Origin of the sequence: Curtobacterium sp. PhB172 (assembly GCF_003752545.1) — a bacterium.
Lineage (GTDB): Bacteria > Actinomycetota > Actinomycetes > Actinomycetales > Microbacteriaceae > Curtobacterium.
Genome location: NZ_RKIF01000008.1, coordinates 322,819 through 336,718, shown reverse-complemented (window position 1 = coordinate 336,718; position 13,900 = coordinate 322,819). Strand labels below are relative to the sequence as shown.

The following is a 13,900-nucleotide window of genomic DNA, read 5'->3' as shown; positions in this document are numbered from 1 at the left end:
GGACGGGTTCGGTCAGCCAACGATCGGCCTCTCCTCGGGACGGCGGAACAGTTGCCGGCTCTGACTCGCGGCCAGGGCTGCGGCGATGGTCACTGTACCGACCCGGCCGAGGAACATGGTGGCGGCCAGGACGTACTTGCCGGACTCGGGCAGGTTCGCGGACACACCCGAGGACAGCCCACTGGTGGAGAACGCCGAGATCACCTCGAACAGGACCCGGTCGAGCGAATCGTCCGTGATCTGCAGGAGCACCACGGTCGCGACGGCCACGATCGTCGCGCCCCAGAGCACGATGGCGACCGCGACCCGCAGCACGTCGCTCGGGATGCGGCGCCCGAACGCCTCCATGCTCTGCCGGCCCCGGGCCTCGGCGACCGCGGCGAGGAACAGCACCGCGAGCGTCGTGACCTTGATGCCGCCGGCGGTCGACGCCGAGCCGCCGCCGATGAACATGAGCATGTCGGTGACGAGCAGGCTCGAGCCGTTCAGCTGGTCGAAGTCGACGAGGGAGAAGCCACCGGACCGGGTCATCGTCGACAGGAAGAGGGCCTGGAACGCGGTCCGGCCGGCCCCTTCCTCGCCGAAGGTCGTCGGGTTCGACGCCTCGAGCGCGGTGTAGACGATCGCACCGCCGACGAGCAGGACGGCGCTCGTGGCCAGCGTGAGCTTGACGTGGATGGGCCAGCGGCGCGGCGAGCGGAGTTGCTTCGTCAGGGTGCGGATGACCGGGAAGCCGATCGACCCTGCGACGACACCGATCATCAGGAGCGTCAGGAACCAGTAGTCGTGGGCGAACGGGTCGAGACCGTCCGCGTTCGGTGAGAAGCCGGTGTTCGTGAACGCCATGGCGGCGTAGTAGAAGGAGTCACCGACCGCGGTCCAGAACGGGATGCCGGCGATCAGCACGGACGGCAGCAGCAGCAGGCCGAGGACGATCTCGATCGACAGGGTGCTCACCGCGACCGTGGCGAGCAGGGTGCCGACCTCGCCGAGGCGGACGGCCTGCCCCTCGGGGACGGCCCCGTGGTGGGTGCGGAGCGGGTTCGAGTCGCCGGCGGCCATCAGCTTCGCGCGGAGCCCGAGCTTGCGGGTCACGAAGAGCCCGAGGATCGACGCGAAGGTCAGGACGCCCACCGCACCGATCTGCGTCCCGATCACCACGAGGACCTTGCCGAACACCGACCAGTGCGTGGCCATGTCGACGGTCGCGAGGCCCGTGACGCAGACCACGGAGGCCGCCGTGAACAGCGCGTCGGAGAAGTGCGTGCCGGCACCGTCGGCCGCCGCCCACGGGGTCATGAACAGCGCTGTGAACACGAAGATGAGCGCGACGAACACCAGGATCGCCAGACGTGACGGCGACGAGCGCAGGACCGTCGCGATCCGTCCGCCGCGTCGTCGGGTGACGGTCACGTGCCGCGGGAGCGGCTCGGTACGGTCGAGCATCGTATGCCTCCGAGGACATGGGCCGGGACGGTTCGTCATGGTACATCCGTGGTGCCCCGGCTAGCCTTGCCCGCATGGCCGACATCTTCTCCGTCGTGGCGGACCCCACGAGGCGCGAGCTGCTCGGGACCCTCCTGGCCGCGTACGGATCGGACGTCACCGGCGGGGAACTCAGCGTCGGGCAACTGGTCGAACGACTGGGCGTCAGCCAGCCGACGGTGTCGAAGCACCTCCGGGTCCTGCGCGACATCGGGCTCGTCACCAGCCGCGAAGAAGGGCAGCACCGCTTCTACCGGCTCGACCCGGAACCGCTCGTGTCGCTGGAGGACTGGGTCCTGCCGTTCACCGGCGCGGTCGACGCCGACGGCATGCCCGCGACCACGGCCTGGACCCCCGACGGTCAGCCCGTGTCCGTCCGCCGGAACGGTGCGGCCGGCAAGACCACCGTCGAGGTCGGGACCGAGCTCGGGCGTGTCATGGCCGAGGCGTCCTACCGGGCCACCGCGGCGATCTCCGGTGCGCAGCAGGGCTGGGAGCGTGTCGTCGACCGCAGCCGCAAGCGCTTCACGCGCCGCGGCGACGAAGACTGAACCTGGACACTGGGTCGCACGCGCCTCTACAGTTACCAGTGACCACACAGGTCACACCAAACCCGTGCGCGGATCGCGTGCGAGCCACCGAAGGCGGATCATGACCGGCAGTTTCGACGACGTGCGCTTCCTCACCGTCGCTGAGGTCGCCGAGATGATGCGTGTCTCGAAGATGACCGTGTACCGCATGGTCCACGCCGGTGAGCTCCCCGCCATCCGTTTCGGCCGGTCCTTCCGTGTCCCCGAGTCAGCCGTCGCCGACGTGCTGCGCGGCGGCATCGCAGACGTCGGCTGAGCGCACACCCGTCCGTTCCGGGCGCGTTCGACATCGCGTCAGCCCTCCGGTAGACTCGGCCGGGTTGATTTTCCGCGGTCTCGACGGCCCGGTGTCCGATACATCAGCACAGTCCGAGCGAGGTCCACATGGGTTCTGTCATCAAGAAGCGTCGCAAGCGCATGGCGAAGAAGAAGCACCGCAAGCTGCTTCGCAAGACGCGCCACCAGCGTCGCAACAAGAAGTAGGCCCCGAGCCTGCAGCGTCAAGCCCCGGTTCGCCGGGGCTTTCGCATTCCCCAGGGGACGCGGACCGCGGGCTACGCTGGAGCCATGCCCGCAGTGACGTTCCTGACGAAGCCCGGATGCCACCTCTGCGACGACGCACGGCCCGTGGTCGAACGCGTCGTCGCCGAACACCCCGGCGTGACGCTGCAGGAACGCTCGATCCTCGACGACGACGCCCTCCGCCAGGAGTACGCGGAGGACATCCCCGTCGTGCTGGTCGACGGGCGCGTCCACAGCAACTGGCACGTCGACGCCGACCGGCTCGCACGTGCCCTCGAGAAGGCCGGTTCCCCCGCATGATCTCCCACGTCGTCGCCTGGACCCTGCGCGAAGACCTCGACCGCGCCGCGTCCATCGCCCGGATCCGTGAACTCCTGACCGGCCTGACCGGCACCATCGGGTCGATCCGTTCGCTCGAGGTCGTCGAGAACGTCGCCTACCCGGAGAAGAACAGCGACGTCGCCGTCGTCGCGTCGTTCGACGACCTCGCCGGACTCGACGAGTACCAGGTGCACCCGGACCACCAGGCTGCCGCAGCCGAGATCCGTGGACTGGTCACGGGGCGGGCTGCCATCGACTGGCAGCGCTGAGCCGGGCCTCCCGTCCGCCCCCGGCGCTGCGTGCGCCGCGGCGCTTCGTGAGCAGAAATGGTCGCCTCCCACATCGGGAGGCGACCATTCCTGTTCACCATGTGCGCTCGCGCGGGCGCCGCGCGACGTGCGCTCGCGCGGGCGCCGCGCGACGTGCGCTCGCGCGGGGCGACGCGTGACGTGACTACGGCGTCAGGCGCGTCGGTCCCCGGAAGAGGTACGTGACCTCGCGGATGGACGGCTCACCCAACATGAGCATGAGCACGCGCGCGAGGCCCATGCCGAACCCACCGTGCGGCGGCACGCCGTAGCGGAAGAAGTCGAGGTACCAGCCGAGCTCCTCGGGGTCGAGGCCCTTCTCGACGGCCTGTGCCTCGAGCACGTCGACGCGGTGCTCGCGCTGTGCGCCCGTGGAGATCTCCGCGCCGTTGAAGATGAGGTCGTAGCTGTTCGTGAGCGACGGGTCGCCGGGCTTCCGCATGTGGTAGTACGGCCGGATCGAGGCGTCGTACTCGGTGACGAAGACGAACTCCGACCCGTGGTGCTCCTTGGCCCAGGCGGCGACGCGGCGCTCGCCCTCGGGGTCCAGGTCGCCGTCGGCGCGGACGACGTCGTGTCCGCTGTCGGCCACGATCTTCCGGGCCTCGGCCAGGGTCACGCGGGGGAACGGGGTCGCGGGGACCTGCAGCTCGAAGCCGAAGACCTCCTCGATGTCCTTGCCGTACTTCTCCTTGACCGCGGTGATGCCGGCGACCAGGACCTCTTCGTGCATCGCCATGACGTCTTCGTGGGACTCGATCCACGAGAACTCGGCGTCGACGCTCGTGAACTCGGTCGCGTGGCGGCTCGTGAAGGAGGGGTCCGCGCGGAACGCGTCGGCGATCTCGAACACGGCGCCGAAGCCGGCCGGCTGGGCCATCTGCTTGAAGTTCTGCGGCGACTGCGCCAGGTAGGCGGTCGTCTCGAAGTACTCGAGCTGGAAGAGCTCGGCGCGCGACTCGGACGCCGACGCCATCAGCTTCGGGGTGTGGATCTCGATGTAGTCGCGGTCCACCCAGTAGGTGCGGAAGGCGTGCTCCAGCGTCGTCTGGATGCGGAAGATGAGGTTCTGCTTGCGGTTGCGCAGGTCGAGGAAGCGCCAGTCGAGCCGCTTGTCGAGCGACGAGTCGTCGGCGATCGGGGTCTCCGGGATCGCGGCGCTCACCACCTCGAGCGTGCCGACCTTGACCTCGAGCCCGCCGAGCTTGACGCGCTCGTCGTGCTTCAGGGTGCCGGTGGCGTGGATGAAGGTGCCGTGGGCGAGGGCCGAGATCTCGGTGGTGGTGGCGAGCGCGGCCTGGGCGGCGTCGTCACCGTCCTCGGCCTCGCGCGTGGCGGGGTTAACGAGCTGGACGGCGCCGGATTCGTCGCGGAGGACGACGAACTGCACCTTCTTCTGGTCTCGGACGGTCTCGACCCATCCGGCCACGGAGACGGGGCCGTCGGGGAGGGCAGCGAGGTCGGCGATGCGGGTGCGTTCGATCACGGTGGTCGAGTCTAACCGTCTGCGTCCGGCGGCGTCGGTCCGCAGGGTGTTCCCCTCCACAGGGCGGCCCGCTTCCGGCGTCGTCCACAGGTCTGACCGGGAGGCCCGTGGGGCGTCACGCGGGTCCGTAGCGTTCTCGACGTGGCCGGGTCGCGAGACGAGAGGGGGACCGGGTGGGGACGGGGACGGGGGAGCTCGCGACCTGGCCGCCTGCGGCGGTCGCGGTCGTGGCAGCAGCGCTGTGCACGGCGGCGTTCACGCTGCTCGCGGCGTTCGTCGGTGGGCTGTGGGCGGTCATCCGGTGGCGGCGGGACGTCGCGCGCGAGCAGCGGGACCGCTACTGGACGCGGCTGACGGTGGTCTTCGACCTGATCACTGCGAGAGAGGTCGGACGTCGCGAGATCGGACGCAGTCTGGCGCAGGCGATGTACGACATGCAAAAAGTGCCCGCCGGAGAAGAACCCGCTGCAAGGGTGCTGGCGGAACTGTTCATCGAGAAGAGGAGACCGTGATGACGACTCGTCTGCGTCGTGCTTGGCGAGAACTGGTACGGAAGGAAGCGGCTCCTGCCGAGCGGCCGCACATCGGTCCTGCGCCCGGCGAGAGCATGTGGGACTGGGCGCAACGAGGAGCGATCGACTGGCAGCTGCACGTCGAAGAAGGAGAGCTGAAGCTCGAGCTCGAGCGGCAGCGCATGCGGGCTCGGGTGCTCGCCGAGGACAGCGGGGTGTCAGGGGAGTGAAGCGCGGAGTGACCCCAGGGTGCCGATGAACTCCTCGGCCATGCCGGCGCGCTCGACGAGCTTGGCGTGCCGGGCCCGGGCGTCGTCGAGGTACTCGTCGAGGCGTGCAGCCAGCGCTGGCTCGTCGTCGGGGTCCTTCGCCGCCAGCGCATCGACGACCCGCAGCAGGTCCGCCATCTCGTCGAGCGTGAACCCGAGTGGCTTCATGCGGCGGATCACGAGCAGCCGGTCCAGGTCCTGCGCGGTGTAGACCCGGAACCCGCCCGTGGTGCGGCCGCTCGGCACGAGCAGCCCGACCTCGTCGTAGTGGCGGATCGTCCGCAGGGACATGCCGGCACGGTCCGCCAGCTCGCCGATGTGCATCGTGTCCGGGGTGTCGGTGGTGCTCACGGTGCACAACTCTACCCTCACGTGAGGGTAGAGTTCCGAGCAATGTCCGTGATCACACACGCGCCGGCGGCCCCGAGCGTCCTCACCGCCCTCCGCTCACCCCGCATGCTGACCCGCGAGGTCCTCGCCGGTGTCGTCACCGCGCTCGCGCTCATCCCCGAGGCGATCTCGTTCTCCGTCGTCGCCGGGGTCGACCCCGCGGTGGGCCTGTTCTCGAGCGTCATCATCGCCGTCGTCATCTCGATCGTCGGCGGCCGTCCAGCGATGGTGTCCGCCGCGGCCGGTTCGGTGGCCCTGGTCATCGCGCCGCTCGTCCGCGAACACGGCATCGAGTACCTCGTGCCCGCGATCGTGCTCGGTGGCGTGTTCCAGCTCGTGCTCGGGTTCCTCGGGGTCGCGCGCCTGATGCGCTTCATCCCGCGCAGCGTCAACGTGGCGTTCGTCAACGCGTTGGCCATCCTCATCTTCACCGCGCAACTGCCCAACCTGCTCGGCCCCGACGTCCCGTTCATCGTCTGGCCGCTCACCGCCCTCGGCATCGCGATCATCGTCGGCTTCCCGTTCCTGACCAAGGCCGTCCCGGCGCCGCTCATCGCGGTCGTCGTGATCACCGGCATCACCATGCTCTTCAGCGTCGTCGTCCCCACGGTCGGCGACGAGGGCGAACTGCCCACCGCACTGCCCGGGTTCAACGGCATCGTCACCCCGTTCTCCTTCGAGACGCTGCAGATCATCGCGCCCTACGCGTTCGGCGTCGCGATCGTCGGCCTCATCGAGACCCTGTTGACCGCGCAGCTCGTCGACTCCATCACCGAGACCGGCTCGAGCAAGTGGCGGGAGTCCTGGGGGCAGGGCGTCGCCAACATCGCGTCGGCGTTCTTCGGCGGTACGGGTGGTTGCGCGATGATCGGCCAGACGGTCATCAACGTGAAGACCGCGGGCGCACGGACCCGGATCTCGACCTTCGTCGCCGGTGCTTCCGTACTCGTCCTGACGATCGTGCTGCACGACCTCGTGGCGGAGATCCCGATGGCCGCGCTGACCGCCGTGATGCTCATGGTGTGCGTGGCGACCTTCGACTGGCACAGCATCCGTCCGCGAACCCTGCGGCGGATGCCCCTCGGGGAGACCGCCGTCATGCTGATCACCGTCGTGGTGGTCGTCGTGACCGAGAACCTCGCGACCGGCGTGCTCGTCGGGGTCGTCGTCGCAGCACTGGTCTTCGCTCGCCGGGCGGCGCACGTCGTCACCGTCGTCCGCGAGCCGGTCGACGAGCACACCGTGCGGTACCGGGTGCGCGGCGCCCTGTTCTTCGCGTCGTCGAACGACCTCGTCACGCGGTTCTCCTACGCCGACGACCCGGAGCACGTGGTCATCGACCTGTCCGACGCGCACGTCTTCGACGCCTCGACGGTCGCGGCGCTGGACGGCGTCGAGCAGCGGTTCGCCAAGCACGGGTCCACGGTCGAGGTCGTGGGCCTGAACACCGGGTCGGTGGCCATCCACGGGCGGTTGTCGGGCGAGCTCGGCTGAGCGCTTCCGCATCCGGTGAATCGGCTGTGGGGCCGGTGAGCACCGGTGGGCGACCTACACTGGAACCCATGCCCGCCACCCGACTCCACCTCGTCCGGCACGGTGAGGTGCACAACCCCGACCGCGTCCTGTACGGGCGGCTCCCGGGCTTCGGACTGAGCGACCTCGGCAAGCAGATGGCCCTCGCCTCGGCGACCACGTGGAAGGACGCCGGTGTCGACGTGCGCCGGATCGTCGCCTCGCCGCTGCAGCGCACGCAGGAGTCCGCGGCGCCGTGGTCGGCCGCGTACGGGCTCGACGTCACGCTGGACGAGCGCCTCATCGAGCCGACGAACCGTTACGAGGGGCAGCCTCCGGGCTTCACGAAGCGTTCGCTCGGCCGTCCGGCGGAGTGGCCCTGGATCGCGAACCCGTTCCGGCCGAGCTGGGGCGAGGCGTACGAGTCGATCGCGAACCGCATGCTCGCGGCGATGACCACGGCGTGGGAGAGCGTGGACGGCGGCGACGTCGTCCTGGTCAGCCACCAGCTGCCGATCTGGACGGTCCACCGGAAGCTCGCGGGGGAGTCGCTCTGGCACGATCCACGCAGGCGCCGCTGCGACCTGTCGAGCATCACGACCGTCGAACGGGTACCCGCCACGTCGACCGGTCGGTTCACCGAGGTCGGGTACACGGATCCCGCGCAGGAGCTGCGCGCGACCGCCATCGACGAAGGAGCAGTGTGAACGGCACGAGCAGTGTGAACGGCACGCGCAGTGTGAGCGTCATCAGCAAGCGGTTCGCGGTCCTCGCAGCGACGGCGGTCGCCGCGGCGCTCGTCCTGTCCGGGTGCTCGTCGGACAACGGTGGCCTCGCCAAGCAGTACGGCAACGGCACCACCCAGAACTACATCTCCGGCGACGGCGCGGTGACCGAGGTCACCGCCGACAAGCGGTCCGACGCGGTCGACTTCGAGGCGAAGGACTCCGACGGCGACACCGTCTCGTCGAAGGACCTCAAGGGCAAGGTCGTCGTCCTGAACTTCTGGTACGCGAGCTGCCCGCCGTGCCGCGCCGAGGCGAAGTACCTCAACGAGGTGCACGAGTCCTACGCCGGTGCCGACGACGTCGCGTTCATCGGCGTCAACGTCCGCGACGAGGCAGCGACCGCAGCCGCCTTCGAGCGCACCTTCGGCGTCGACTACCCGACCGTCCTCGACCAGAAGACCGGCACGATGCAGCTCGCCCTGTCCGGTCAGATCGCCCCGAACGCCGTGCCGGCCACGATCGTCCTCGACACCAAGGGCCGCGTGGCTGCCCGTGTGCTCGGCGCCGTCGACGGCACGAGCATCCTGAAGACCCTGATCAGCGACGAAGTCGACGCCGGCAAGGCCTCCTGACCCGTGGCCTCCAACCCCTTCGCCGAGGCGATCCTGAGCGGCCAGATGGCCGTTGCGCTGCCCGTGGCGGCGCTCGCGGGACTCGTCTCGTTCCTGTCGCCCTGCGTGCTCCCGCTCGTGCCCGGCTACCTCGGGTACGTCGGTGGGATCGCCGAGGGCGGGCAGCGCCGTGGGCGGGTCGTGCTCGGCGTGCTCCTGTTCATCCTCGGCTTCACGGCGGTCTTCGTCGCGTACACGACGGTGTTCGGCGCGCTCGGGTTCTGGCTCGTGCGGTGGCGCGACCTCATCACGCAGATCCTGGGTGTCGTCGTCATCGCGATGGGGCTGGTGTTCGTCGGCCGGTTCACGTTCATGCAGCGCACCATCAAGCCGAGCTGGACGCCCGCGACCGGACTCGTCGGCGCACCGCTGCTCGGCATCGTGTTCGGCCTCGGCTGGACCCCGTGCCTCGGCCCGACCCTCGCGGCCATCAACCTGCTCAGCGTGCAGTCGGGCAGTGCCTGGCAGGGCATGTGGCTCGGCGTCGCGTACTGCCTGGGCCTCGGCGTCCCGTTCGTCCTCGTCGCCCTCGGGGCCGGCTGGGCGACCGGTGCGATCCGCGCTGTGAAGCGGCACATGCGCACCGTCAACATCATCGGAGGAGCGATCCTGATCGTCATCGGTCTGCTCATGGTCACCGGAATCTGGTCGGCCGTCATGTCGAGCGTCGGGGCGGTGATCCAGAGCTTTGTCCCCGCGGTCTGATCCCGAAACCGAAGCGACGGGCGCCGACACCGCGTCGGACCCGCAGCGACCGTCCGACCACGTCGACGGCTTCGGCCCCGGCGACGCCGGCATCAACCAGCCGAAGCTCGGCTTCGTCGGCACCCTCCGGTTCTTCTGGCGACAGCTCACGAGCATGCGCACCGCGCTGTTCCTGCTCATGCTGCTCGCCCTCGCGGCGATCCCGGGCTCGCTCGTGCCGCAGCGCACCGCCGACCCGAACGGTGTCGTCCAGTACAAGGCCGACCACGCGACGCTCTACCCGATCCTCGACAAGCTGCAGGTCTTCGACACCTACACCTCGGTGTGGTTCTCGGCGATCTACCTGCTGCTGTTCGTCTCCCTGATCGGCTGCATCGTGCCCCGCACGAAGCACCACTGGCAGGCGCTCCGGACCCGTCCACCCCGGACCCCGGTCCGCCTCACGCGACTGGCGGGCTTCCGCACCGTGGCGGTGCAACCCGACGCGATGATCGACGGCACCACCGGGATCGACGCGGCCACGGGCCTCCCGTCCAGCGAGCACGCGGTGACGCGCGCGATGGCGATCCTGAAGCGCTCCGGGTACCGCGTCGAGCGCTTCGGCGACTCGGTGAGCGCGGAGCGCGGCTACCTGCGCGAGACCGGCAACCTGGTGTTCCACGCGGCGCTCGTCGGTGTCCTGTTGGCCGTCGGTGTCGGCGGCGGGTTCGGGTTCACCGGCCAGCGGCTGCTGGTCGAGGGGCAGACGTTCTCGAACGTCCTCGGCTCCTACGACTCGTTCAACCCGGGTCGCTGGTTCCAGCAGACCGACCTCAAGGGCTACAACCTGACGCTCGACAAGTTCGTCACGAAGTACGAGGAGCGCAACCTCGACGCCCTCGGCCAGGCGCTCGACTACTCGGCGACCGTGACGAGCAAGGAGAAGGGCGGCGATTCGACGACCAGCCGTCTGGGCGTGAACGACCCGCTGCACGTGGGCGGCACCAACGTGTACCTGCTCGGCAACGGCTACGCGATGAACGTCACGGTGCGCGACGGCGAGGGCAACGTGGCGTTCCAGGACGTCGTGCCGTTCCTGCCCGAGGACGCCAACTACACGTCCACCGGCGTCATCAAGGTGCCGGACGCGCTGCCGGACCAGCTCGGCATGGTCGGGTTCTTCTACCCGACGGCGTCGAAGCTCGCCTCGGGTGCGTACACGAGCGCCTACCCGGACACGCAGAACCCGCTGCTGACGCTGCAGGTCTACACCGGCGACCTCGGCCTCGACAGCGGCGTGCCGCAGAGCGTCTACACGCTCGACACCAAGGGCCTCACGCAGATCGCCGGCCGTCAGTCCGACACGGCGAGCATCGCGCTCGAGCCCGGGCAGACCAAGAAGCTGCCGAACGGTGCCGGGTCGATCACCTTCGACGGCGTCAAGCGCTACGTGTCGCTCGACGTGCACCACGACCCGTCGCAGGCGTGGGTCGCCGCCTTCGCGCTGCTCTCCACACTCGGGCTGCTCACGTCGCTCTTCGTCCCGCGCCGACGCGTGTGGGTGAAGGTCGTCCCCCGCAAGGGTGCAGAGCACGGCGAGTACGACTTGGAGTACGCGGGCCTCGCCCGCGGTGAGGACCCCAACCTCGAACGGGCCGTCGCGGACATCGCACAGCGCCACACGTCGGACCTCGGAGTTAGGATGCCCCAGTGAACGACATGACCACGAACCTCGCGACCTACTCGGTCGTGCTGACGTACTCCGCGATGGCGGTCTACGTCATCGCGTTCATCTCGTTCGCGCTGGACATGGCGAAACGCTCCGGTGAGGTGACGGCAGCGGCGAAGAACGCTGGTGCGGACTCGGACGACGCTGCGGCGACCGCCTCGGTGGGCGCGGCCCGCTCGGCGAAGACCGTCGCCACCGTCCGGGGCGGCACCGTCGTGCTCGAACCGGTCGCGGCACCCCCGGCGAACGCCGGCGGCTCGACCGGGCGCGGCACGAAGTTCGAGCGCGTCGGCATGGCCATGACCGTGCTCGCCCTGGTGCTGCACGTCGGCTCCGTGGTCCTGCGCGGCATCGCGGCCGACCGTGTGCCGTGGGGCAACATGTTCGAGTTCTCGCTCACCGGCACGGCGCTCATCACGCTCATCTTCCTGCTCGTGCAGTTCTGGCAGAACCTGAAGTTCCTCGGCGTCTTCATCACCGGGCTGACGATCATCCTGCTCGGCATCGCGACGGTGAACTACTGGGTGCCCGTCGTGCCGCTGCAGCCGGCGCTGCAGTCGTACTGGCTCGTCATCCACGTCTTCGTGGCGATCGCCGGCACCGGGTTCTTCGCGCTCGGTGCGGGGCTCGCGGTGGCGCAGCTCGTGCAGACGTACCGCCAGGGCCGGACCGCCTCGGGCAAGCTCCGCTTCATGGCGACCCTGCCGGACGCCGACCGCCTCGAGGTCCTGACCTACCGCGTCCTGCTCGTCGGCTTCGTCCTCTGGACCTTCACCCTGATCGCCGGTGCGGTCTGGGCGGAGCGTGCCTGGGGCCGGTACTGGGGTTGGGACACCAAGGAGGTCTGGACGTTCATCATCTGGGTCGTCTACGCCGGGTACATCCACGCCCGTGCGACCCGCGGCTGGCGCGGTGCGCGGTCGTCGTGGCTGGCGCTCATCGGCTTCGCCGCCGTGATGTTCAACTTCTCGGTCGTGAACGTCTTCTTCAAGGGCCTGCACAGCTACTCGGGCCTGTGAGCGACGCGCGTCACTGACGCGGCTCTGGTCACGACCAGGACCGGACGGGAGGCACGGTGCCAGCTGGCACCGTGCCTCCCGTCCGTCGTCCGGTCGCGTGCAGGGCCGGGAAGACGGGTCTACGCGGCGGCCAGTACGGCGTGCACCCGCGCCACCCGCGCGAGCCACCACGCCGTGCGCTCCGGCGACGCGGCGTTCCGGTCGAGCAGGTCCGCCGACACCGCGACCCGTCGCACCGGCACGCGCCCCCCGACGGGCAGCAGCGGGTCCGCGGTGACGTCGGATGCGAACATGGCGGCGGTCCCGAGCCCGGCTGCGTACCCCGGGGACATCGCAGCCGCGGCGAGGAACGCGCCCATGCTGAGGCCCACCGAGGTGTCGAGCGCGCTGGAGACCACGCACGGCAATCCCGCCTCGGCGATGACCGATCGTGCCGCGGTGATGCCCCCGAGCGGTTGTGCCTTGACGACCAGGACGTCAGCCGCTCCGGCTCGTGCGACGGCGAGGGGGTCAGCGGCCTTGCGAACGCTCTCGTCCGCGGCGATCCGCACCCCGAGGCCGTCGATCCGTGCCCGCAGCGCGGCGAGCTCCGGCACGGTCCGACAGGGCTGCTCGGCGTACTGCAGGTCGAAGGGGGCGAGGCGTTCGAGCGCCTCGGTGGCCTGGTCGACGCCCCACAGTCCGTTGGCGTCCACCCGGACGGCGGCCGCGGGGCCCATCACCCGTCGGACCTCGGCGACCCGGGCGACGTCGTCGTCGACGGTGGTGCCGGGTTCGGCGACCTTGACCTTTGCGGTGGTGCAGCCGGGGTACCGGGCGAGCAGCGCGGCGACCTGGTCCGGGGCGATCGCCGGCACGGTGGCGTTCACGGGCACCGAGTCGGCGGCGGCCTCGTGCTCGGTCCACCCGAAGTCGATCGCGCCCCGGAGCCACGCGGCGGCCTCGGCGTCGTCGTACTCGACGAAGGGCGAGAACTCGGTCCAGCCCGAGGGGCCGCGGAGGACGACCGCCTCGCGCGTGGTGATGCCGCGGAACCGCACCCGCATGGGCAGGGCGACCACGTGCGCGTCGGCGGTGAGTTCAGCGAGGTCGGGGAGCACGTCGGCCATCTTCCCACCGCACCCAGGGCACCTGCCGGTTCCTCGGAGGGGACCGCCAGGGCAGGGCATTAGCATGCATCGGTCGGCCCCGGTCGGCACTGGTCACGACCCGGATCGAACCGTCCGGAACGAGGGAGGCGCGGTGGCGCGGGAACCGCAGCAGCGTGCGCAGCGCCCCGCTCGCGACACCGACGAGTTCGCGCGGCTCATGCAGCAGAACACCGTCGACGTCCGCCAGACGGCGGGTCGGAAGCGCCGCAGCCCGATCGTCGGCAAGATCGCCCTCGGCCTGGCGGTGGTGTCCGCCGCGGTGGACGCCAGCGCCTTCGCGGTCTTCATGGGCGGTGACACCGAGTTCGCGTTCGGGATCTGCTTCGTCGTGGTGTTCCTGACCCTCATCGCGGCGGTGCTCGGCTTCGTCGCGGCCGTCGGTGGCCTCGGCCGGTGGTACGGGGCGATCGGCGTCGTGGTGGCCTTCTTCGCCAACCCGGTGATCCTCATCGTGATCATGGTGTTCGTCGCGCCCGAGGTCCTGACCGGCATGGGCGCCTGACCGGCGGCGGTACGTTGGGGG

Annotated in this window: 18 protein-coding genes; 14 read left to right on the top strand and 4 right to left on the bottom strand. The window is 69.9% G+C overall.

The window, feature by feature from the left end; genetic code table 11:
* Positions 1–12 precede the first annotated feature (12 nt).
* Positions 13–1,446, bottom strand: a complete 1,434-nt coding sequence (locus tag EDF42_RS11290) for a TrkH family potassium uptake protein (protein ID WP_123672372.1) — start codon at positions 1,444–1,446, stop codon at positions 13–15.
* Between the two features lie 74 nt (positions 1,447–1,520).
* Here EDF42_RS11290 and EDF42_RS11285 point away from each other — a divergent pair, with 74 nt between their 5' ends.
* From EDF42_RS11285 to EDF42_RS11265, 5 genes are all read left to right on the top strand, one after another.
* Positions 1,521–2,036, top strand: a complete 516-nt coding sequence (locus EDF42_RS11285) for a helix-turn-helix transcriptional regulator (RefSeq protein WP_123292085.1) — start codon at positions 1,521–1,523, stop codon at positions 2,034–2,036.
* A gap of 100 nt (positions 2,037–2,136) precedes the next feature.
* Entirely contained in the window at positions 2,137–2,331 is a 195-nt protein-coding gene (locus tag EDF42_RS11280; RefSeq protein ID WP_022902482.1) for a helix-turn-helix domain-containing protein, read from the top strand.
* 128 nt (positions 2,332–2,459) lie between these two features.
* Entirely contained in the window at positions 2,460–2,558 is a 99-nt protein-coding gene (locus tag EDF42_RS11275; protein WP_003792170.1) for a 30S ribosomal protein bS22, read from the top strand.
* Positions 2,559–2,642: 84 nt separating this feature from the next.
* Positions 2,643–2,897: a glutaredoxin family protein gene (locus EDF42_RS11270; protein WP_123338836.1), complete on the top strand. Its 255-nt coding sequence runs from the start codon at positions 2,643–2,645 to the stop codon at positions 2,895–2,897.
* Positions 2,894–3,187, top strand: coding sequence for a Dabb family protein (locus EDF42_RS11265; RefSeq protein WP_123338837.1), 294 nt, complete (start codon positions 2,894–2,896; stop codon positions 3,185–3,187). The genes EDF42_RS11270 and EDF42_RS11265 overlap by 4 nt, the downstream gene beginning before the upstream one ends.
* Positions 3,188–3,371: 184 nt before the next feature.
* Here EDF42_RS11265 and aspS read toward each other — a convergent pair whose 3' ends face one another.
* Positions 3,372–4,712 carry an aspartate--tRNA(Asn) ligase gene (gene aspS, locus EDF42_RS11260; RefSeq protein WP_123292088.1) on the bottom strand — a complete coding sequence of 447 codons (1,341 nt, stop codon included), beginning with the start codon at positions 4,710–4,712 and terminating at the stop codon, positions 3,372–3,374.
* Positions 4,713–4,939: 227 nt separating this feature from the next.
* Here aspS and EDF42_RS11255 point away from each other — a divergent pair, with 227 nt between their 5' ends.
* Together EDF42_RS11255 and EDF42_RS18665 are read left to right on the top strand one after the other, a co-directional pair.
* Positions 4,940–5,224, top strand: a complete 285-nt coding sequence (locus EDF42_RS11255) for a hypothetical protein (RefSeq protein ID WP_148067759.1) — start codon at positions 4,940–4,942, stop codon at positions 5,222–5,224.
* Positions 5,224–5,454, top strand: coding sequence for a hypothetical protein (locus EDF42_RS18665; RefSeq protein WP_148067757.1), 231 nt, complete (start codon positions 5,224–5,226; stop codon positions 5,452–5,454). The genes EDF42_RS11255 and EDF42_RS18665 overlap by 1 nt, the downstream gene beginning before the upstream one ends.
* Here the strand turns inward: EDF42_RS18665 and EDF42_RS11250 are convergent.
* Complete coding sequence (locus EDF42_RS11250; RefSeq protein WP_111084475.1) at positions 5,443–5,817, bottom strand: MerR family transcriptional regulator; 375 nt, start codon at positions 5,815–5,817, stop codon at positions 5,443–5,445. The two genes, EDF42_RS18665 and EDF42_RS11250, sit on opposite strands and share 12 nt — an antisense overlap.
* 69 nt (positions 5,818–5,886) lie before the next feature.
* Between EDF42_RS11250 and EDF42_RS11245 the strand changes: the two genes are divergently transcribed.
* The 6 genes from EDF42_RS11245 (at position 5,887) to ccsB (ending at position 12,226) form a co-directional block, all read left to right on the top strand.
* Positions 5,887–7,377, top strand: coding sequence for a SulP family inorganic anion transporter (locus tag EDF42_RS11245; RefSeq protein ID WP_123672370.1), 1,491 nt, complete (start codon positions 5,887–5,889; stop codon positions 7,375–7,377).
* Between the two features lie 68 nt (positions 7,378–7,445).
* Positions 7,446–8,102, top strand: coding sequence for a histidine phosphatase family protein (locus tag EDF42_RS11240; RefSeq protein WP_123672369.1), 657 nt, complete (start codon positions 7,446–7,448; stop codon positions 8,100–8,102).
* Positions 8,099–8,755, top strand: coding sequence for a TlpA disulfide reductase family protein (locus EDF42_RS11235; protein WP_260212542.1), 657 nt, complete (start codon positions 8,099–8,101; stop codon positions 8,753–8,755). The genes EDF42_RS11240 and EDF42_RS11235 overlap by 4 nt, the downstream gene beginning before the upstream one ends.
* A gap of 45 nt (positions 8,756–8,800) precedes the next feature.
* Complete coding sequence (locus EDF42_RS11230) at positions 8,801–9,499, top strand: cytochrome c biogenesis CcdA family protein (RefSeq protein WP_123672494.1); 699 nt, start codon at positions 8,801–8,803, stop codon at positions 9,497–9,499.
* Positions 9,483–11,192 carry a cytochrome c biogenesis protein ResB gene (locus EDF42_RS11225; RefSeq protein ID WP_260235391.1) on the top strand — a complete coding sequence of 570 codons (1,710 nt, stop codon included), beginning with the start codon at positions 9,483–9,485 and terminating at the stop codon, positions 11,190–11,192. Before EDF42_RS11230 ends, EDF42_RS11225 begins: the two co-directional genes overlap by 17 nt.
* A 5-nt stretch (positions 11,193–11,197) precedes the next feature.
* A complete protein-coding gene (gene ccsB, locus EDF42_RS11220) occupies positions 11,198–12,226 on the top strand; it encodes a c-type cytochrome biogenesis protein CcsB (protein WP_123672492.1) in 1,029 nt (342 codons plus the stop codon).
* Between the two features lie 119 nt (positions 12,227–12,345).
* Here the strand turns inward: ccsB and EDF42_RS11215 are convergent, their stop codons facing one another.
* On the bottom strand, positions 12,346–13,335 hold the full coding sequence (locus EDF42_RS11215; RefSeq protein WP_123672368.1) for an o-succinylbenzoate synthase: 990 nt from the start codon (positions 13,333–13,335) through the stop codon (positions 12,346–12,348).
* Positions 13,336–13,468: 133 nt separating this feature from the next.
* Between EDF42_RS11215 and EDF42_RS11210 the strand changes: the two genes are divergently transcribed.
* Positions 13,469–13,879, top strand: a complete 411-nt coding sequence (locus tag EDF42_RS11210; RefSeq protein ID WP_123338842.1) for a hypothetical protein — start codon at positions 13,469–13,471, stop codon at positions 13,877–13,879.
* The last annotated feature ends 21 nt before the right edge of the window (positions 13,880–13,900 follow it).